16 protein-coding genes and 1 pseudogene are annotated in these 21,615 nt (G+C 39.5%); 16 read left to right on the top strand and 1 reads right to left on the bottom strand.

The window, feature by feature from the left end; all coding sequences use genetic code 11:
• Window positions 1–183: 183 nt before the first annotated feature.
• The 6 genes from C7Y70_RS04360 to C7Y70_RS04385 all read left to right on the top strand — a co-directional run bounded on the left by C7Y70_RS04360 (window position 184) and on the right by C7Y70_RS04385 (window position 7,707).
• Window positions 184–426: a hypothetical protein gene (locus tag C7Y70_RS04360; protein ID WP_099293198.1), complete on the top strand. Its 243-nt coding sequence runs from the start codon at window positions 184–186 to the stop codon at window positions 424–426.
• A gap of 129 nt (window positions 427–555) precedes the next feature.
• On the top strand, window positions 556–795 hold the full coding sequence (locus tag C7Y70_RS04365) for a hypothetical protein (RefSeq protein ID WP_099293200.1): 240 nt from the start codon (window positions 556–558) through the stop codon (window positions 793–795).
• Window positions 796–871: 76 nt separating this feature from the next.
• Complete coding sequence (locus C7Y70_RS04370) at window positions 872–2,119, top strand: exonuclease SbcCD subunit D C-terminal domain-containing protein (RefSeq protein ID WP_135473512.1); 1,248 nt, start codon at window positions 872–874, stop codon at window positions 2,117–2,119.
• Window positions 2,116–5,766 carry an AAA family ATPase gene (locus C7Y70_RS04375; protein ID WP_135473513.1) on the top strand — a complete coding sequence of 1,217 codons (3,651 nt, stop codon included), beginning with the start codon at window positions 2,116–2,118 and terminating at the stop codon, window positions 5,764–5,766. Before C7Y70_RS04370 ends, C7Y70_RS04375 begins: the two co-directional genes overlap by 4 nt.
• A 12-nt stretch (window positions 5,767–5,778) precedes the next feature.
• Window positions 5,779–6,444: a class I SAM-dependent methyltransferase gene (locus tag C7Y70_RS04380; protein ID WP_135473514.1), complete on the top strand. Its 666-nt coding sequence runs from the start codon at window positions 5,779–5,781 to the stop codon at window positions 6,442–6,444.
• A gap of 189 nt (window positions 6,445–6,633) precedes the next feature.
• Window positions 6,634–7,707 carry a sel1 repeat family protein gene (locus tag C7Y70_RS04385; protein WP_135473515.1) on the top strand — a complete coding sequence of 358 codons (1,074 nt, stop codon included), beginning with the start codon at window positions 6,634–6,636 and terminating at the stop codon, window positions 7,705–7,707.
• A gap of 54 nt (window positions 7,708–7,761) precedes the next feature.
• Here the strand turns inward: C7Y70_RS04385 and C7Y70_RS04390 are convergent, their stop codons facing one another.
• Window positions 7,762–8,445: an NAD(P)H-dependent oxidoreductase gene (locus tag C7Y70_RS04390; protein WP_135473516.1), complete on the bottom strand. Its 684-nt coding sequence runs from the start codon at window positions 8,443–8,445 to the stop codon at window positions 7,762–7,764.
• Between the two features lie 129 nt (window positions 8,446–8,574).
• Here C7Y70_RS04390 and C7Y70_RS04395 point away from each other — a divergent pair, with 129 nt between their 5' ends.
• The 10 genes and pseudogenes from C7Y70_RS04395 (at window position 8,575) to C7Y70_RS04440 (ending at window position 21,571) form a co-directional block, all read left to right on the top strand.
• Complete coding sequence (locus C7Y70_RS04395) at window positions 8,575–9,423, top strand: LysR family transcriptional regulator (protein WP_135473517.1); 849 nt, start codon at window positions 8,575–8,577, stop codon at window positions 9,421–9,423.
• A 41-nt stretch (window positions 9,424–9,464) separates the two neighbouring features.
• On the top strand, window positions 9,465–9,869 hold the full coding sequence (locus C7Y70_RS04400; protein ID WP_135473518.1) for a hypothetical protein: 405 nt from the start codon (window positions 9,465–9,467) through the stop codon (window positions 9,867–9,869).
• Window positions 9,870–10,069: 200 nt separating this feature from the next.
• Window positions 10,070–10,252 (top strand): hypothetical protein, encoded by a 183-nt coding sequence (locus tag C7Y70_RS04405; protein WP_135473519.1) that lies wholly within the window; start codon window positions 10,070–10,072, stop codon window positions 10,250–10,252.
• A gap of 15 nt (window positions 10,253–10,267) precedes the next feature.
• Window positions 10,268–10,927, top strand: a pseudogene (locus tag C7Y70_RS04410) (beta-propeller fold lactonase family protein); the annotation flags it as partial.
• A gap of 470 nt (window positions 10,928–11,397) precedes the next feature.
• Window positions 11,398–11,736, top strand: a complete 339-nt coding sequence (locus C7Y70_RS04415) for a hypothetical protein (protein ID WP_099293218.1) — start codon at window positions 11,398–11,400, stop codon at window positions 11,734–11,736.
• 104 nt (window positions 11,737–11,840) lie between these two features.
• Window positions 11,841–12,536, top strand: a complete 696-nt coding sequence (locus C7Y70_RS04420) for a hypothetical protein (protein WP_245321358.1) — start codon at window positions 11,841–11,843, stop codon at window positions 12,534–12,536.
• A gap of 517 nt (window positions 12,537–13,053) precedes the next feature.
• On the top strand, window positions 13,054–15,231 hold the full coding sequence (gene katG / locus C7Y70_RS04425) for a catalase/peroxidase HPI (protein ID WP_135473521.1): 2,178 nt from the start codon (window positions 13,054–13,056) through the stop codon (window positions 15,229–15,231).
• 529 nt (window positions 15,232–15,760) lie between these two features.
• Window positions 15,761–17,026: a hypothetical protein gene (locus C7Y70_RS04430; protein ID WP_135473522.1), complete on the top strand. Its 1,266-nt coding sequence runs from the start codon at window positions 15,761–15,763 to the stop codon at window positions 17,024–17,026.
• Window positions 17,019–18,986: a hypothetical protein gene (locus tag C7Y70_RS04435; protein ID WP_135473523.1), complete on the top strand. Its 1,968-nt coding sequence runs from the start codon at window positions 17,019–17,021 to the stop codon at window positions 18,984–18,986. Before C7Y70_RS04430 ends, C7Y70_RS04435 begins: the two co-directional genes overlap by 8 nt.
• A complete protein-coding gene (locus C7Y70_RS04440) occupies window positions 18,986–21,571 on the top strand; it encodes an SNF2-related protein (RefSeq protein ID WP_135473524.1) in 2,586 nt (861 codons plus the stop codon). Before C7Y70_RS04435 ends, C7Y70_RS04440 begins: the two co-directional genes overlap by 1 nt.
• The last annotated feature ends 44 nt before the right edge of the window (window positions 21,572–21,615 follow it).

Raw genomic sequence — 21,615 nt, forward strand, 5'->3', positions numbered from 1 at the left:
ATTTGTGATTTAATATCAATAAATTAGTACGCCTCTTAACCAGAGTTCAGGTTAAAAATAAAATGTAAAGGGGGTTTACATTTAAGTACGCACGCGACCACTGACATTATTTTGTTGATAGTTCAGCTTTAATTCAGACGATTACTCTAAGCTATAACTAAGTGAATGAGGTAGGAGTAAAGCATGAAATTTTATATCATTAAAAAAGATCAATGTGTTGCTGCCATTCCAGCCCAGGAATCTATATTGAATGAGTACCAAAAAAAAGGCTTTAAATTTGTAGAAATCATAGCTGCTAGGGATGAAAATGATGCATTAAATCGCCATCCAAAAAGTACTATAAACCATAAAAAGTGGCGTGCTTTATGCACAGTTTCACTGCTTTTTATGATAATTTTAAGTATTTACACTTTTATCGGTGAATAGTTAATTTTTTAGTTGATCTTTACCCTCTTTTGTATTTAAAATCGCCCACTTTTTTGATTTGAGTAAATTATATAACACTTTAATTTACTCAAATGCATTCAGAAACAAAGCAGCAAACACGGTGGCCGTATGGATTTTTATATCCTAAAAAAACAACAAGAACTTATTGCAATCCCAGCAGACGAACAAAGTTGTAAGCAATACCTTGATTCTGGTTATTTTTATATTGATAAAGTAGCTGCTTGTAATGAAACAAATGCCATAAAGGCACTTCAAGCTAAGCAAACTAAAGCGATTAAAATTCCTCTTGCGATGGCTTTATTAGCACTGCCTATGATTATCTTTGCATGGTACAGTTTAAGCGCTTAAATAATTAAACACGCCTCTTGCATCTTCATTTAGCTTGGGTATATTGGCGCTCTTAACTTACTATTAAGAGCGTGACATGAAAGTCTTACATACCTCTGATTGGCACCTTGGCCAACAATTCTATGAATACTCTAGATTTAATGAACATCAGCAGTTTTTTACATGGCTAATTGACACGCTCGCCAGTGAACACATTGATTTACTTCTTGTAGCAGGTGACATTTACCACACTGCAACCCCTGCTGCGAGTGCTGAAAATCAGCTTTATCAATTTGTAAAAGATGCCAAGCAACGATGCCCAGCATTACACATTGTTGTAATCGCAGGAAATCATGATTCTGCAAATCGCATATTAGCAGCACAGCCGTTGCTCGCCCAATTTGATACACACGTAGTAGGGCGGTTTGATATACAAAACCCAGCTGATGTTGTAATTAAAATTAACACACCCACTATAGCTGCACATATTGTAGCAATGCCCTTTTTGCGCGCTAGTGATGTTAGCACGCTAAGTGGCACAAATGATGGTAATAGTTACGTTCAAGGTGTTGCACAGGCTTATAAGCTTAGCACTGAGCTTGCTTTAATAGATAAACCAGAAACCACGCCTCTGATTGTAATGGGGCATTTACATGCCAAAGGCGGCGATATTTCGAGTGACTCTGAACGCAACTTAGTGATAGGTGGTGAAGAAACCATAACAGCAAAGGTATTTAGCGAGCAGGCTGATTACGTGGCACTTGGTCATTTGCACAAAGCACAAAAGGTTGCTAAATCAAGCACCATTCGTTATTGCGGCACCCCTATGCCGATGTCATTTTCAGAACGAAACTATACCCATCAAGTGAACCTTGTAGAATTTAATACCGACGACAAACAACAAATTATAACCACTGTAAACCCCCTTTACATTCCGCGTTCTGCTGATGTATTAATATTACCCGAAGGCGAGTGTGTTCCGTTAGCCGCATTATGCGAGCAAATTAATGCTGTGGATATAGATAAAAGTGCCGTCGCACCTTATTTAAGAGTAAAATTAAAATCCAGTGATACAGATACAACGTTCAGAGAGCAAATTGAGCAAGCGTTAGATGGTAAAAACATTCGTTTTTGCGGTATCGAACGAGTTCGAGAAACCAATCAGACACAATCAGATAACACCGTATTTGAAGACTTGAACCAAGTTGAAATGCTTAATCCCATTAATTTACTTGAACAAGCCTTTGCCAACGATAAAGACATGGCAGGGCAAGATGTGCCAGAGGAAATAAAAACGTTATTAAATGCCGTAATAAGTGAACTGGCGGAGCAAGAACAATTATGAAAATAACCGCTGTACGGATCCATAACTTAGCGTCGATTGTTGACGCCGAAATTGACTTCACCAAGACACCACTAAAAGAAGCGGGCTTGTTTGCTATAACAGGCGATACCGGCGCTGGAAAGAGCACATTTTTAGATGCAATTTGTTTAGCGCTTTATACTAAAACGGCGCGTTTAAGAGGAGACAAAGGCAACCTTATCGATTTTAATGGTGACAGTATAAAGCTCAACGATCCTCGGAATTTATTACGAAAAGGTAAATGGGAAGGCTATGCTGAGGTTGAGTTTGTTGGCCAAGATAAACAGCTTTACCGCGCACGTTATTCAGTTCAGAGAACCCACAAAAAAGTAACAGGTAAACTAAAAACAGCAGAACATACCTTGTACACCTTACCTGACGAAACGCTCATCGCAGACAAAAGCACAACCATAAAAGAAATAGAACACAAAATAGGGCTAAGCTTTGAGCAGTTCTCTCGCGCAGTGCTCCTAGCACAACATGAATTTGCCGCCTTTTTAAAAGCCACCGGCGATGAGCGAGCCCAGCTGTTAGAGTGCTTAACAGGGACTGATAAATTTAGCGTCATTGGTAAACGTATTTTTGAACGCCATAAAGAGCAAAAAGATAAACTAGAATTATTAAAAGCCAGTCTTGCCAGTTATACATTGCTCAGTGACGAAGAGCTGGCGGAAAAAACCACGCAACTAGCAGAGTTACATCAGCAAATAGAGCAAAACAAAAAAGACCTTACTCTGGCAGAGCAAGGCGTTAACTGGTTTAAACAGGCGAACACCTTAGCGCAAAACGTACAGCAAGCAGTGCAACAGCAACAACAGGCCAGTGACGCTGTTAGCGCCATTGCACAGAAAAGCGCACAAGCTAAAAAAGCGCAAAGCGCATTAGAGATCAAAGATAACCGCAACCGAGTTGCTAATATAACCAGCCAAAATCATGACTTGGCAAATAAAATCCGTGACTTAAACAATACAGATCACACAGCCATTCTAAACAACCTAAACCAGACGCTACAAAAACACAGTGACGCTTTGCACAGCGCTAAGCAAAACAAGCAAACAGCTGAGCCAGTTATTGCTAAAGCCCGTGAGCTCGATAACCAATTAGCCATGTTTAGTCAAAGTAAAACAAGTATTAGCCAACAAATAGCCAAAGAGCATAGCCAATTAACTGATACACAGCAGCAGCTAAAGCAAAGGCAAACGAGTTATGATAACGCTGAAAAACTTAAAAAAGAACTGCAGAGCTGGTTAACTCAGCATCACCAGCTAAAACCATTAGCCGGTGACTGGACATATTACCAACACAATTTTAAACAGTTTATAAGTATTACCCAGCAAATAAACACTGGCACAGTACAACAGAAAAAAATAGCTGCAGAACTGGCAAATTGTACTGAGCAACTCGCAGTACATGGGGCTAAGGTAGCAGATAGCCAGCAGCTATTGCAAAATGAGCATTCTAAATTAACTCAACTCAATACGCAGCAAGACCAATTTGATGTAGCACACTGTGACGCAAAAATTAAAGATATTGATTATTTAAAAGAACAGCGTGAGCATTACAAACAATTTAATATTGAAATCAAACGCAGTGCTCAGCAGCAAAGTAATACCGCTATAAAGCTCAAAGAAAGCGAACAGAGCGAAGTGGCTTTAAAGCAACAACTACTCACTTCGCAGCAAACATTAAAACATTCTGAAGATGCCCTTAATAAAGCGCGGCTGCGCGCAAGTGAGAGTGTAGAGCATTTACGTAGTCAACTAGCTCCCAACGAGCCTTGCCTTGTTTGTGGCGCCACCGAGCACCCTTTTGTTGCAGCTCAAAACCCTCAGCTTAATAATCTAATAGCCGACTTTGAAAGCGATTATACAAACGCAAAACAGCGCTATGAATTAGTACAATCACAACTTCATGAACAGCAAACCCAGCATGCCGTTTTAATCTCAGAGCACGCTCAGCTTGTGCAAGTTATAAACGATGCCAAACATAAACAGCAAGAAATAAAAAACACTATGCAAGGCACGCGCACTGAGCTCAATGACTTAACGAGTGAGCAATTAGACGCGCGTTACCAGCAATTGATTGAGCAAAAAGCCCAAAGTTTTGAGCTGCAAAAACAACAGCGTAATGTGCAAGAAAAGCTAAAGCAGTTGCAAAATACGCTCCAAACAGAGCAACAAACAGAACAGCAGATACGCAGCAAACATGCTGATTTAACATATCAACATGGCCAGCTTGAGCACAAACACAGTGAGCTAAGTGCGCAATTAAACGAGCTGACAGCAAGCTTAAACACGCAATTTGCTAACGCTGAGTTTTGGCAGCAACTGCAAAACCAATCTCTTGATCTCGCTGATTTAAATCAGCAAGTTGAGCATTACCAGCAAACCCAGCAGCAGCTTGAGCAAAATCAGAAACACCTTGAGAACGCGGAACAAAAAATACAACACCTTACGCCGCTTATTAGTCATTCCCAGAGTACGTTAACAGCCTTAAATGATGAATTAAATAAGGTTGAACAACAACACAATAGCGTACAATCAGAGCGACTTGCGCTATTTAATAATCAACAGATAAGCGCAGATCAATACCAAGCAAACCTGAGTACGCAATTAGAGCAATGCCAAGCACAACTAACCCAAAGTCAGCAAGCTTACGATAACGCAGTTAAGCAGCGTGATGAACAAGCAATAACAGTTAAAAATTACGAGCAGCGACTACATGAGAACAACCAAGAGCACGCGAAGCTAGATGAACGGTATACCCTGTGGTTTGCTGATTTTAAACGCCAATATAATGAGGCAACTGAAGAACAGATCAAATTTTTACTAACTATAAGTAATGATGAAATCAAAGACCAGTTAAAACAACATGAGCAATTAACCCAAGCGTTAGTTGATGCAAATGCTTTACTAAAACAACAACAAAATGCCGACAAGCAACATCAAAACAGTAATAAGCCGGCACAAACAGAGCAAGTGCTATTAACCCAATTAACGGATCTCACTCAAGCGCAAACAACATTACATAAAACGCAGCTTGAGACCAATACCATACTTGAGCAACACCATCAAAACGCTAAAGCACTGCACACCAAACAAAGCGAGTTAAGTGTATTACAACAACAAGTTGAACAGTGGCATTTGTTAAATAAAGTCCTTGGCGATGCTACAGGTAAAACCATGCGTAATTTAGCACAAACACAAACGCTGAAAATATTACTGCACTATGCTAATACGCATTTGCACACGCTTAATAAACGTTATGAGCTCAGTGCTATCGAGCAAACACTCGATATTGCTATCATCGACCGTGACATGGCCGACGAACAACGCTCTGTAAATACCCTCTCTGGGGGAGAGTCATTTTTAGTATCACTGGCACTTGCATTAGGGCTTGCCTCACTTTCATCAAACAAAGTAAGTATTAACTCTTTGTTTATTGACGAAGGATTTGGTACGTTAGACAGTGAAACCCTCAGTATTGCAATGGATGCACTTGACTCATTGCAAGCGCAAGGGCGAAAAGTAGGGGTGATATCTCATGTATCACAGCTAACCGAACGCGTTTCCACTGTGGTTCACGTAGCGAAGAAACCAGGTGGTTTTTCTACCATCTCTATCATTTAAAGGATTGAAACTGTGCCATCATTTACACAAGACGAAGCCACTGAGTATGATTCACGAATCACTCGCCTAGTACCAGGTTACGACCTGCTCCATAGCTGCACTGCAGCACAATTGAGCGCCACACTTGACGATAATGCACATATTTTGGTTGTTGGCTCAGGTACTGGTAAAGACATTGCTCAACTGGCTGCTATAAACCCAACATGGCGTTTTACAGCACAAGATGTATCTATAGATATGTTAAACATAGGACAACAGCGCTTCTCTGATTTAGGGATCAGCGAGCGAGTCAAAGTACATGTAGGCAGTATAGATGAATTAAACGATCCCGCTGATGCCGCCGTTTGCCTACTCGTTATGCATTTCTTAGCTGATAACGGCGACAAAAAGGACATGTTTAAGGCCATCGCTCAACGGCTAAAACCACACGCTAATTTATACATAGCTGACTTAATGCGCCCTGAAACCACATTTGAGCGCGATGCTCAATTTACGCTGTGCCAACAGCTAGGTTTAACCGAGGTTGGAATAGAGCGCATGAAACATAATTTTGAGCATGAGTTTTACCCGCTAGATCGCATTCGCTTAGCCGACCTACTCGACGAAACTCGCTTCAATATAAGTAAACTGTATTTTAAAGCCCTAGGCTTTAGCGGTTACGTTACGCAAAAACGCTAACTAATTAGCATTCATACCTAAGCATTTGCTGAGCCTAAGTAAATGCTTTTTACTCTCTCCCCCCCCAATTACTACTTTAACTCTGCCATGTGTTTTACGTTACCTATATCAGGTGTAAATAGCGCCACTTTAATGTATTGTAAACAACGCTTATTGAAGACATAAAAATTATAACAAGAGGGATCGACGATGAGAAAGCTCAAACGTTTTGCTTTAAGCTTATTAGCATTTAGCTTACCTAGCTTTGCAATAACACTTGAAGATGTAAATCACGCTCACAAAGCTATTCAATCGCAACTTTACAGTGCAGATCCTCTCAACACATTAGACATAAATGAATTACAAAAACACATAGACACATTAGAGACCGCCACACGTGAAATAGAGTTCGACGCAGCTAATTTCGCGATTATTTTAAATGCCCAATTGAGTGCAGCTGAACTCATTAATAAAAAGTATCATTTTAATGGCGAATCTATTGATGTATCGCAAGTACAAGACTTCTTAGATGATTTAGACACCCTAAGTGAAGTAACAGACATCAAATTAAACAACCTCCAATATAACGCCGGACATATCGCTGCCCACCAACTGCAAAACAAAGGATTAGCCTACCGCTACTGGTCTGAGTGTGGAATAAACGGCCATGCAGGATGCATGAACATACTGGCAACTAGCTATGAATCAGGTGAATTTGTCGTAGAAAAAGATTTTCACAAAGCAGTAACTTGGCATAAACGCGTAGTGGCCACAGGTACTCGTTGGAATTGTGCAGGAGTTTACTCATCGTTACGGCTGGCTATTTTAAGCAGTAGTGGCGTAGAAACTCACAAGCCAACCGAGCACTGGTTAGAGCAGGTTACTTTGCTCCGTGAGCAGCGAATAGAGGAAAAAGGTGAGCCCGATGTATGTAGCCCTGATATGGAGTACATTGCACACTACACAATGAATGGTTTTGGGCAGAAATGGCTCGACAAGCTAGCATCAATAAATATGAATGAAGACAATATAACGCGAAGTGGCAGGGCAAGCTGGATAGCTGATTTTGACAAAGCACAAAGCCTAAACGTACTCATACCAACCTTAGATCTAATGTACGACGATGCCCGCCGCTGCTCAGCAATTGAAGAGTTTGCCCTTAAAAACAAGGGCAACAAGGTAGAGCTTGATTTGATTCACAGCTATATCTCAAACCTTGATCCAGAGCACTGTGCCCCGAACCAAGCAACGGTCATCCGTTTACTTAATTTAGCTGCACAATAACCACTTATTTAAATTCAGGAGGTTTAGCGCACTGTAAACCCCCATTACAGTTTTTTAGTGGCCTGTCTTAAAACTCTCTGCGCTGAGCTTCAACCCAAGCTCAGCTGCTTTATTGTAGGCATTTTTTAAAGATTGCTCATGACGTTCGTCATTAAACTCCTGATACTGAGAAGTGATTTCGAAAATCGTATTGGCACCTAAATATTTACTTAGCGTACGTAAATGCGGCACTAGATGACTCATATTCTCGCGAATACCCCCAACCTCAAACCCAAACTCTCCCGTAGAAGTCACGATAACGAGTGTTTTCCCCTCAAGCAAAGGTTGCAATGGAAAGTCTCCGCGCGATAGGTCAAAATCAAAGGTTTTGTTAATACGGATAACATGATCAAACCATGCCTTTAACTGCGCGGGCATACCGTAGTTATACATAGGTGACGAGATAACAATAATCTCAGCAGCCGTTATTTCTGCAATTAACTGATCGGATAGAGCCAATAACTGCTTCTGTTCGTCAGACTTTTTATCGTTGGGCGTAAACACAGCACCTATCCAATCTTGGCTGATAAAAGGGGGTGGATTTACACCCACATCACGATAAATATACTCATCTATAGCTTGATGCTTTGAAAAGCTATCGGTAAAACACTTAGCTATATTTTTAGAGATTGAATCATGGCTTGGGTTGTCGTTTTTAGCCGCTCTTACGCTTGCATCTATATGTAGTAGGGTAGTCATACTGTTTATCCTCGTAGTGAATATGATGCAATCATCTAACTAACAGCAGCAATTCACAAATGAGTTAACTTCAGCTATAAATAAGTTATACTCATCTATAATTTATTTTATCATTTGCCAATATTCCACATGCAAGTCTCATTACAAGCGCTTAAAGCCTTTGAATCTGCGGCGCGTTTAGGTAGCTTTAAAGCCGCAGCTGATGAACTATCAATCACGCCAACTGCAATTTCACACCATATAAATAATCTTGAAAGCCGATTAAATGTAGATTTATTTTACCGCCAAGTAAGAAAGATCACTCTCACTCCCACTGGTGAATACTTAAGTGCGGCCACAAGTGACGGTTTTAACCGCATCGACCAAGCACTGACAACAGTGCAAGCCACAGGGGCGACAGTCAAAATAAGCACCACCTCGTCACTGGCCGCCTTGCGCTTAATACCCGCATTGCAGGAATTATCTATAAACCAGCCTAATCTTGAGGTAGATATATCAACCAGTGAAGCCGTTGATAAACAATTACACACCTTACCGATCCGCTTTGGTCAGCAGCACAATATAAACGCAGATGACATTATTAAAACCGAACAATTTAATCTATTTGGCTCGCACAAAGCGGCAGATATCCCATGGCAAAATAACCCAGTTACGCTGTATACCACCAAATGGAAAAACAACGCCTTGAGTGAGCCACCACTTAAACAATGGCTTACTCAAAACAACTTAGACCCTGCATTATTTATTATCAAAACCTTTGATCAAGAGCTATTTGGCATTCAAGAAGCCATGGCCGGCTCAGGACTGGTATTTTGTTCAACTACACTAGTAAAAAAGCTATTAAACACTGAGCTACTTAAACACTTTGGTACACAGCCAGTGACATCCGAATTTTGTTACTACGTACCTAAAAAGCAACGATTTCAAACGCGCGATACCCGCTTAGTGTTAGAATGGGTAGAAGGGTTGCTAAGGTAGCGATTGTATATAACAACGTATTTTTTGAGGTATCCAAAGCCATGTTTCAAACTCAAAGCGCAGTTTTATTTTCTCTGTTGGTCTTCACCAGCTTGTTTTATGGCTCAACAGTAAAGGCAGCGCAAAGCCTCACCCTTATCCAAGTACTGAGCGACAATACAAACGGGGTTGATGGACTAGCTAACCCCAGAAGCATCAAAACCAAGGCCGATAACACCAAGGTCTTTATTTCCAGCGGTGACGATAATGCAGTGGCTGTTTTCAACGCTGACAAGCATTTTAACCTTACTTTTAATCGTCTATTTAAAAACACGCCACCTACTTTTAAAGGCTTAGAAGGCGCATCGGGTTTAACTTACTTGCCAAAATATCGTCTAGTCGCTGTAACAGGGTTTTATACCCAAGCCACCTCAAGGTGCAGAATTCAGCGTTTCACAGGTGCTTAATATCAAGGCGTTGCTTTGCAACAATGGCAGTCCCTTTTAAGAAGGAACAACGATGAGAGTAAGTGCCTGTGAAACGCCCAAAGGGTTGGTTTAAAAACGATTTATACTGCGTTTTTGATTTTAACAATAGAACCACTATTACTTGCAATCAATGCCTTGCCTAAATCGTTTTTAATTCCAACTGAAACTAGCACCTTGAGGTGGTTTGGGTATATGATGGCGCATTAACGCTATTTAATGAAACAGATAAAACCATTACCTATAGCCAGACGCTAAGTGATGGCCTAAGTTATAAAAACGTATTTACAGATAACACTATTTTAAAATCACCAGACACACTTGGCTTACTTGGCGCGTGGGAAGTCATTCACCCAGCAAACTAAAAGCAGCTTTTAGTAGCAAGCTATATGAGCAATGCCATCTCAATTTTTGATGTAAAAGCAGATCATACAGTCGCATTTAAACAAAAAATAACACACGCAAAACCCTATACCGATAGTTTGGGTAAACCTGTAAGCCTTGCGTTATCACCATCAAATAATGCGTTGTTCGTACTTGGTTATGAAAACCAATTAACTATTTTTGATAGGCAAACTGATGGAGCCTTATCTGTTAAGCAAGTCATTGAACACAGTGAAAATGGTGTAATTCAGTGTCTCAATCCGCAAAAAATTGTGACTTCGTCAAATGGGCAGTTTTTATATATAGCATGCTCTGGAAGCCATTCAATTGTCGTATTACAAAAAGCACCAAATGGAAAATATCGTTTTATAGATGCTATCACTAACGCTGATATTGGAAATGATGGCTTAAAAGGGGCCAGCAGTTTAGCCATATCAAACAAGGGTGACACGCTTTACGCCGCAGGTGAGTTAGGAATTGGTTTGCATGTGTTTAACGTACAAAAAGATGGAAAGCTCGCTTTGAAAGCGTCTTTTTATAATGTTGGTGAGCAAAAATTAAAGGGAGTCTCATCACTGACTCTCACACCTGATAACCGACATTTATTGGTTGCAACAGGGAAGGGCAACTCGCTTATAATTTTTAATCGACAATAGTGAACCAGTCATAGATTACTAGATACCAAGTAAGTTACATTTTAGCTTAAAAGATAGGTGTTCTATGAGCAAAGGAAAACGATAAACCTACGAATTTAAACTGTGCGACACATTTAGTCTAAAGATAATGAATTGCGAAAAGAGTCATTTGTATCACAAGAATAAAAATAGAGAGCATAATAGGTCGACGACAGCTTTTTATTAAACAGTTTCAAACAGCTTAGTTTATAGGGCTTACATTCCTTAAAGTGAAAAACTGCAAACAGGCTATATTAAGAAGAGATCGTCAATATCCTCAAAATAAATCACTCAAATACCCGCTAGCCCTCCTAAAAAATCATTCAAATAGCAAATTTTCTTTTATGAGAGCTTAAAGTAAGCAATTGAACCAAATTAGGAACTCAGATAAGGTTGTTCCTATCAGTAAATAAATTTAAAGCGAGTTAATCTGCAAGCTCGTATGTAGCAATATGAAATCAAACTTTATGCCTTTAGTCTTGTGTTTATTTAGTTTGGATAGCCTTTCAAAAGAAGACGTTAAATTCACAATATATGCGAATGATAGTGCTAATTCATTTATTGTCTCAGCAAAAGGTCAGACCGATATAGGCAATGAGTTACTTGGTAGTTGGTTAAAAAAAGCTTACGAGCTATGTGGTGCTAGAAAGGTAACCATTGAGCCAAATAATGGTCAACCTATTGTTCGCGATACAAGTTGTGGTGATGCAATAAAAATTAAAAATGGCACTCAACAATGTGAACTTACCAAAGCAAGTGTTTTTGGTAAGGTGTTGTGTGTAACTAAATAACAACAGCATAACCAAAGGAGCCAATACTGCTGGCTTGCGCTCCTAGTTACTAATTTTAACCTGCTATTTAGCGCCGATTAAACGAGCGCTACAAGGAGTTATAGTTGAGTACTCACATCATGGGTTTTATTGAAAAATCTAATAAGATATTGCTCTTTATCGCAGCAATAATTGTAATTTTTGCTATTGGTAAAGATGTATTCAGTGGCTTTTTTAAAAAAGATTACTCTGAACCAAAGGTTCAAGTCATTGATCATAGGAATGCCCACAAGGAAAAACCTAAGCTAGAAAAAAAATACGTTGGTCAAATTAAAGATGTGCATATCTTAGAGGTAACCTCGGATAAAATAATAGAAGAGCAATCTTATAATTCAAATGCAGAAATGATGGTTGTTTCATCCTCACTGAATTTAAGTAGTAATGCAGTCAATTTGATGTTTACTAAACCTGGTGAAAAGAATCTCTTATTATTTGAAAATAATGCGCTAATTGTAGACTTTTCACCAACTCAATCAAAAGAAACAGACTATCGTCATATTTTAAGTAAAAATATTTATTCTGTTGCACGAAAAGATACGAACAAAGATGGTTTTTTAAACCAAAATGATATGAAAGAGTTGTTGGTTTCTGAATATGATGGCTCAAACTTAAAGTCTGTTATGAATAATATTGAAGGCTATCAAGTAATCAAGAATGAAATGCTTTTGATTTATACCAATACGAAAAGTGAGACGCTTTATTATACTTTTGATGTCTTATCCGGTGAGATAATCAAGCTTGATACAAGCTTAAAGCTATAAGGCATTTAAAGCTAAGCAGAAGAAACGTAGATAACATCATGTTTTTTGCGTTTTTCTATTGAAATGAGTGAAAGTGGGCCGCGACCTGTCTTTACCGCTTTCTTTTTGAATGGCTATACATGGTATATTTTAACCTATAGACACTGTTAAACCGCCAAATTAGCCTAATTATTTGTTGTCTAAATTAGTTTCACTGTACCCGGCCTACTTTTTGTAGCCCCTATTATAACTTGCTTAAAAAACCACACTTGGAGGCAGTTTTTACGTGACTCTTTTAAGAAGCTCAGCATTTAAGAGTTAACAGTCAGTAATTATAATGTATTAAGTGCTTATTGGTTATAGTCTCATTTTATAAGGATATTTTGTAAGCCTCTGCATCTAATTAATAGATGACTGCAATCGCTTTAAAGCATTGCTTACACCTAGTTTTCCAACATAAATCAGCTATATTGAATCTATTAAATAACCGTCAGTTACAGTTTCCGATTAAATTTTATTTTCTTAGACAGGGACAAACATGAGTAATTCTAGTGCAGGTAAATGCCCAATAATGCATGGCAGCAACACACAATCTTCTAAATCTAATACTGATTGGTGGCCAAACGCATTAAACTTCGACATTCTTCACCAACACGACACAAAAACGAATCCATACGGCGATGATTTTAATTACGCTGAAGAGTTTAAAAAACTAGACCTTGAAGCGGTTAAAACCGATTTAAAAAACCTTATGACGTCGAGTCAAGATTGGTGGCCAGCTGACTGGGGTCATTATGGTGGCTTGATGATCCGCATGGCTTGGCACTCAGCAGGGTCTTACCGTTTAGCAGATGGACGTGGCGGCGGTGGCACCGCGAATCAACGCTTTGCACCGTTAAACTCATGGCCCGATAACGCCAACCTAGATAAAGCAAGGCGTTTACTTTGGCCTATCAAGAAAAAATATGGCAATAAATTATCCTGGGCTGATTTAATTATTTTGGCCGGTAACATGGCCTACGAATCAATGGGTTTAAAAACCTTTGGATTTGCCGGTGGCCGCGAGGATATTTGGCATCCAGAAAAAGATGTTTATTGGGGCGCTGAAAAAGAGTGGCTTGCACCAAGTGATGAACGTTACGACAATGTCGAAAAACCTAGCACCATGGATAATCCATTAGCGGCTGTCCAGATGGGCTTAATTTACGTTAACCCGGAAGGGGTCAATGGAGAGCCTAATCCACTTAAAACTGCTGAGCAAGTGCGTGAAACCTTTGCCCGTATGGCAATGAATGATGAAGAAACCGCAGCACTTACTGTAGGTGGTCATACTGTAGGTAAAACTCACGGCAATGGCAGTGAAGACAATTTGGGCCCAGAGCCTGAAGCCGCCGATGTATTTGAGCAAGGTCTTGGTTGGAATAACCATAAAACACGCGGTATCGGGCGTGACACTATGACATCAGGCATCGAAGGCGCGTGGACCACACACCCAACTAAGTGGGATAATGGCTACTGTTACTTACTTTTAAACTACGAGTGGGAGCTGACTAAAAGCCCAGCAGGTGCGCACCAGTGGGAGCCTGTAAACATTAAAGCAGAGGATAAACCCGTTGATGTTGAAGACCCGTCAATTCGTTTAAATCCGATAATGACCGATGCCGATATGGCAATGAAAATGGACCCTGAATATCGTAAGATCATTGAACGTTTTTATAATGATTTCGAATACTTTAGCGACGTATTCGCTCGCGCTTGGTTTAAACTCACTCACCGTGACCTAGGACCTAAAGCCCGTTACTTAGGTGCTGATGTACCAAGTGAAGATTTAATCTGGCAAGACCCAATCCCAAGTGTCGATTACACCTTATCAGATTCTGAGATTGCAGAGCTAAAAGCTAAATTACTAAATTGCGGCATTAAAGCGAATGACCTGATCAGCACTGCATGGGATAGTGCCCGCACTTACCGCGGTTCAGATCACCGTGGTGGCGCTAATGGTGCACGTATTCGTCTAGCCCCTCAAAAAGATTGGCAAGGTAATGAACCAGAGCGCTTGGCAAAGGTATTAGCTGCACTTGAGCAAGTACAAGCAGGTTTAAGCAAACCAGTTAGCTTAGCCGACCTAATTGTTCTTGGTGGTACAGCCGCCGTAGAACAAGCAGCAAAAGCAGCTGGGGTTGATATAACAGTACCGTTTGCACCAGGGCGAGGTGATGCCACTGACAAAATGACTGATACAGAATCGTTCGATGTATTAGAGCCAACTCATGATGGCTTTAGAAACTGGTTAAAACAAGACTACTCTGTATCAGCTGAGGAACTACTGTTAGAGCGCAGCCAACTAATGGGCTTAACCGCACCAGAAGTGACTGTATTAATGGGTGGCATGCGCATGCTTGGCACTAACCACGGTGGCACTCAGCACGGTGTATTTACAAATAATGTAGGGACTTTAACAAATGATTTCTTTGTTAATTTAACTGATATGAACAACCGCTGGGAGCCTGCCAGCAAAAGTACCTTTAATATCGTTGATCGCAGCACTGGTAATACTAAATGGACGGCAACCCGTGTTGATTTAGTGTTTGGTTCAAACTCTATTTTAAGAGCCCTAGCCGAGTTTTACGCGCAAGACGATAACAAACAGCGTTTTGTGCAAGACTTTGTAAAAGCGTGGGTTAAAGTAATGAACGCCGACCGCTTCGATATTTAAGCCTTAAAAGCTTTTCATTAAAGCACTGAGCTCATTTGAAGAACAGCGCGAGAGTTAACATTCTCGCGCTTTTTATTCCTCGCTAGCTACACACCGTAAATCTCCACCTTATTTTTGGCTAAAAAACCATAAACTTTTAAATGCTGATTCGTATTGCTAGCTCCATAGCTTGTTTGTGAGTGTTTGCCAGTAACTCCTGATGGCAATAACTACAGCCGTTGTTTATAGGAGTGTCCAATACTAACTTCAAATTGGCCACTTGATATATTCATTAACCTTATAAAAACATAGAATAAATCATTTGAATAGACTACATTGCTATTTGCTTACATCGTAGTTGCCAGAAGTGTAAATGGAACTTTTGTTAAAGAATCATAAAAACCAAAATATAGCTTAATTAATTTAACCTGTTTTAAATAAGTAGCAAAGCCGCGACAAGTTTTTGTCGCAACAGTGTTGTATCATTTTGGATAACTATATTAAAAGTTGAAAGCTTAATTAGCACTAAAAATATATAAAGGGAACACATATGGATTGGGGGTTAATGGGGCCAGAAAAGGTCATTTCTCAAAGACGAACACGAACGTTAGGTTTAAGCTCTATAGTACGTAAATTTAACGATTTAGCAGTACCTGGGTTAGGTGGGGTAAAATATGCCAAAACTGTCTTTCTAGCTTGTTTAGGTATTGATGTTGCTGAAACAGTAAGGCAAACAGGTAAGCAAGTTACAAATATTCAAGTCACTAACGCTATCGAAGCACTTGCTTGCCATTTAGCATACTATACGAATGACTGGCGTGCGGATAATCGCCTAAGAGGCAGAACTAAATTAAATAGCCCTGTAGATTTAACCTATAAAACTTTCAGCAGCAATAACTTCTATGTGACTCAGCCAATGCGCATGAGCACAGTACAAGCATTACCAGGTTTAGGGTTCGTTGAATCTAAAGGTGATCGATTCAATAGCTTTAGCTTAAGCCAGCAAGGTAGAGACTTTATAGATGCTGCTTCTATGGGTTATAAATGCCATAAATTAAATATTACAGCGTTTTTAGCAAGGTGGGTCAAAAACGAAAAGCAGCTGCCTTCCTCTGAAACATCAAGCCATAATAATTTACTTTATGTACTTTCTCCGATAGTGCGTTTAGAGCAACATGCCTTAAATGTATTCACTCAAGCTTTATTGTCAGGTGAGCCTCAAAATGTCAGTAGAAGAAAAAGTATACTTGAGTGGGCAAAGTCAAATGACCTTCACAACTATGTTGATTGGACAAGGCCACCTTTCATAGAAGAAACTCATTTTGATGACTTAAAAAGTGGTGCTTTGTTCTTTTCTCTAAGAAATAAATCATTAGATTTACTTAATATGATTGAAGCCGAAATTGCGCCTTTGAACCCACCAAAACTTGACCTTACAACACCTCTTTCAGAAAGTATTTGTAAAGCTGTAAATAAATTAAAAGTGGCTGCCAATGATTTTCTAAGTCTTGAACATGACCCAAGCATAGGAAAAGAAGCCAACCATTTCGCAAAACAATGTATGCAAAGTGATGATGTTAGTATTCTCAAGTCACTGTTAGAAAGGGATGAAGTTGTACTTCGCTGCAGAGGCACTCATGTCCTTCCCGCTGCTGCATTTGGTAAGCCTGAAACTGTGAACAATGAAAAAGTTGAAGACTCTTCACTATTTCCACACGATATTTCGTTTCGAGTTTGGAATATGTACGCGCTTAATCAAGACTTTGAAAATAAACTGGATCAATGGTTAGAGCCAAAAGGTGATAATGATGTGTAAGAAACTAGCGCCATCACTAGCGAGTTATTTTACCGCCCCAAGAAACTACAAAGGTGAGTTTGGACTTATAACAGGCTACTCCGCTGACGCTGAATTCTTTAATGATGCGTTAGAGAAGTTCACCCTAAATATGAAAGGGCAACGGGCTTATCAAGGTGATATTAGCCTTGCATTAATGCTCGACCCAAATCACGCACAAATTTCACCAATTACATGCCCTGGCTTACTGCATTTACCCTTCAAACATGATGCTAATAAACCTTTTAACTTATTGCACAGTAAAGTTGCGCTATTAATATTTAAGGCAATCGATACTGATGAGCACCTTATTAGGTTAATTGTTTCAACAGGTAATTGGACTAGGCAAACACTTGAAGACAGTTTAGATCTTGTATGGTCTATTGATGTTCAACTTGATAAGCAAGATGCGCAAGGTAATGCAGACATTGCTAGTGCTTATCAATTTTTAAGTGATGTTATTAGCCATTTCGATATCGCTATTTTGAGAAATAATGACACTAAGAAACGACTATCTAACACCCACAAGAAATATGAGAAATTCCACAAGCTGCTTGATGACATTAAAATTGAAAAATACATAAAACCTCGATTTTTTGATAACCGCTCAACATCATTACTTGATCAACTCCCCACTTTAGTAAAGCACCATTGCAATGATAAAAAACGTAATTATTTAACTTTAGGCTCAGGCTTCTATGAAGGTGGCTCAAGCTCTGAAGTTCCGAGTGTTATTGCTCTTATCAACCAGCGCTTAAGTGATGAAAGCCTGCTAACAAAAAATGTAGAAAAAAGCATTGTAATTAGTCAGCACGCTTGTCAATCAGTAGCAAGTAGCTTACATAGTTTGCAAAGAGATAATTGGCAAGTCTTAAAGGCATATGATCCTCTATATCAAGATGGTCAAATGCAGCGCAACTTGCACGCAAAGTTTATTTTCTGTGCAAAAAAATCAGAAAACGAAAATGCGTGTAAAAGAGCATGGGTGTACTTAGGTTCAGGTAATTTAACAGCTCCAGGCTTTACTCAAAAAGCGTCCAAATTTGGAGGTAACTTAGAGGCAGGAGTCGTGTTCAATGCAAAAGGGACTACTTGGCATGGGGAGGAAAACCACGAAACCGCTTTGAGCTTAAAGTTACCAGTTTGCTTTGATAGCGAATATTTAATTCCTGAAACAGCTCAATTAAATGCAGGCTGCGACATGTCTGAGCATGAAGCTGAACATATATCTCTACCAATTACATACTTTATACTTGAAGAACTTGAAAATGATACATACGCTTTAATACCAAGCACGCCATTTAAAGAAGCATTTAGTATTGTATGCGCAGGAGCTGACAAGTTCACATTAGAATCTGAAGAAAGGCTACTTTGGTCCGGGAAAGCACCAAGGCAGCTTACCGTTTCCTGGCTAGATAATGGCACCACACACACAGCAGATATTCCCGTTATTGATGAGTATGGCCGAGTAGCAGCAACAGAGCTACCTGAGCTCGCATTGGATGATGCCTGGTATATATTTAGCTCTTTTCCACTACTGCCAAGCTCAGATGCTGAAGATTCCAATGGTGAAGATATTACCGAAGAAAGCATATCAACAGGCGCTGAACTCGATGTTAGAATAGATAAAAGCTATTCAATCAACTCAATGATGACATTGATAGAGCTTATTGCTGAAAAGCAAACACAAGTACTAGAAAAAGACTGGTTGCAATGGTGTATTCGCTTAGAGCAAACATTTTCTCAACTAAAAAATAACTCAGCTTTTTTATTCTTCAAAGAGATAGCTATCAACCCCCTCTCAGCGTTATGGCAGCCGCCATTTAGACCTAGTTATGCAGAATCAGCCGCCACTGAATCAGGGGCTCAATATGAAAAAGTGCTAAAACGAATAGAGCAAAAAGTAGGGTTAGTGACATTAGCAAGATTAGGAGAACAGTAATGAACTTTAAAGGTTGGGAGCAAGTTTCTAATATCATTACAGATTCCTTAGAGAGCAATGAAATGTTAAATGAGGGCCAAAAACTTAGTGTCCACAATTTGATTAAAACATTGCCCAAGTCTGGCGCAATCATTGCTGATGAAGTAGGTATGGGTAAAACGCGAATTTCTGTTGAGCTTATTAATGCTGTTAAAAAAGCCGGTGGCCGAGTATTAGTTGTATTGCCTACAACACTCGGGTTTCAATGGCAAAATGAGCTTGAAGACAGAGACAAGCACTTAAAACCAAAACCTATTATACGAAGTTTATGGGGATTTCTTGACGCATATAAAGAGGAAGAAACCGCAGAACCATGGGCAAATGAGAGTGTTGTATTACTTTCGCAAAATTTTGCTAATTGGCGATTAGGTGTAAGTTCTAAAGCTGATCGCTGGGCCTTATTACCTGAAATTTACGGTCAATACCATAAAGCTCATAATGGCAGTGTTCCTAGAGGTTATCATCAGCGTTCAGATTTAGTATCTTGGGAAGCTGAAGTATGTGCGAGAAACATAGTTAACCATGCCGATAAACTACCTAAAAAACATGTAATCAACAAAACCCTAAATTATGTGATTAATAATTTCAATTGGGGTATGAGTGGTTTTGATGGGAATGTTTTTTCAGCTGGCAGTGAGTATCGAACACTACTAGAAAAAGCAGTAGGCCTTGGATTAGGAGCATTTGATTTAGTGGTGATAGACGAAGCTCACAAGAGTAGAGGCGAAACGAGTAGCTTAAGTACCATTTTAAATAATATCGTATTAAAAACTGAATCAACCCGTAACCTTGCTATGACAGCAACACCTGTTGAGCTAGGTGTTGGACAGTGGGAAGATATGCTCAGCAGAATAGATCTGCCAAAAGAAAATCGAGATAAAATCCTAGAGATCGTTAAAGAATATGCGCAAATAGTTTCTAAACTAAAGCAAACTTGGCGCGCAGATCCTGTTATTCGCCAGCAATTTAAAGAAACATCAACTAAATTCCAGCAGGTTTTATCACCTTACTTGTTTCGAAGAGATAAGCGTCAAGATGACACCATAAAGGCCTTTAATAAGGTGTCGGGTTTACCTATAAATGCTTACCGTAAACAACTGCCCGTAAATGTAGAAATATCAGGTCTTTCAACTGAATGGAAAAAGATAGTCTGTGCAGTTGAAGGGCTTTCTGCATCATCTATTATGCAAACAGACTCAACATCTAAAAGAGCCAGACTAACACTAGCAAATGGTCATGGCATCGCAGGCATAATCGACAAATCAATTAACTCATCAATAGATGATGATGTGTTAGAAATTGAAAACGTTACTTTACCAAGCAAAAAAGAACAAAGAGCTCAATGGTGGCAATCAATTATTGCTAATTCATATCAGTCTGGTGAAGAATCACTTTATAGCCACCCTGCAATTATTAAAGTCATTGAAGAGATTGAAAAAGACTTAAGTAAGAATCAAAAAGCCCTCGTTTTTGGTAAGATGACTAAACCAATGCGCGCGTTAGTAAACCTACTAAATGCCCGAGAAATGCTAAGATCACTTCAGCAAGAAAAATATTGGCCCCAAAGTAAAATTCATACCTCAGCGGAAAATAGCGCTGAATCGGAAGAGTTAGCCGTTCTGGCTGCACTTAAGCAGCTTAAACTTTCTTGGAGTATTGAAGAAGTTAATCAGAAACTTGCAAAGCAATACAACCAACATACTTATAGAATTGATAAAGCAAAAAATACTCTAGTTGAACGTATTGAAGAAGCTAAGGCTAACGTTTTTGATGCAAGAACTTCAGCTTTATTTGATGCTTTTAAAGTAACTGTCGATTCAAAAGAGTCTGATCAAAAAGCAAACCTTATGAGCTTTGCGAATGCGATTTTTGAGTTAATAGATAAAGAGGGCTTTGATTTATCTGCACTTGAGCTTGCTCAAGGCTTTAAAGACTTAATGAATGTAGTAACAGCTAAAAATGAAGGTGATGAGAATGGAGATGGAGAATTAGACCCTGGGGAAGCAAATAACTTATGGAAAGTCATCACTCAACGTGTTGCTAATGAGTTTACTCATGTGCGCGGTGGTATGGCACGCCTAATGTACGGTGGTACCGAAGCACATAGTCGAAGGGTTATGCAACTAGGCTTTAATCGCCAGAATAGCTTCCCTAAAGTTGTTGTAGCTCAATCAGTAGTAGGCCGCGAAGGCTTAAACTTACATCAGGCATGTAGAGTTGTCTACCTACTTCATCCTGAATGGAATCCAGGTGTTGTAGAACAGCAAATAGGTCGTGTAGATCGTCTTGGCTCAAGGTGGCAAAGAGAATTCGAAGCTAGCCAGTATGAAAAGAAAGAGCTGCCATTTATCGAAATTAAACCTGTCATTTTCAAAGGGACTTATGACGAATATAATTGGCAAGTACTGGACGCAAGGTGGGACGAGCTTCGTTCGCAGTTACATGGCGTGATTTTACCTGAATCAGAAAGAAGTAATGGTGACGAAATGTTATATGACGAGCTTTGTAAAGCGGCGCCAAACTTTACGCCGCTTGATGTTAAGTAACAGATTTGGGTTGAAGAAATACATTTTTTCGTTGGTTTCTTTGC

The organism is Pseudoalteromonas sp. KS88 (genome assembly GCF_004766475.1).
GTDB lineage: Bacteria > Pseudomonadota > Gammaproteobacteria > Enterobacterales > Alteromonadaceae > Pseudoalteromonas.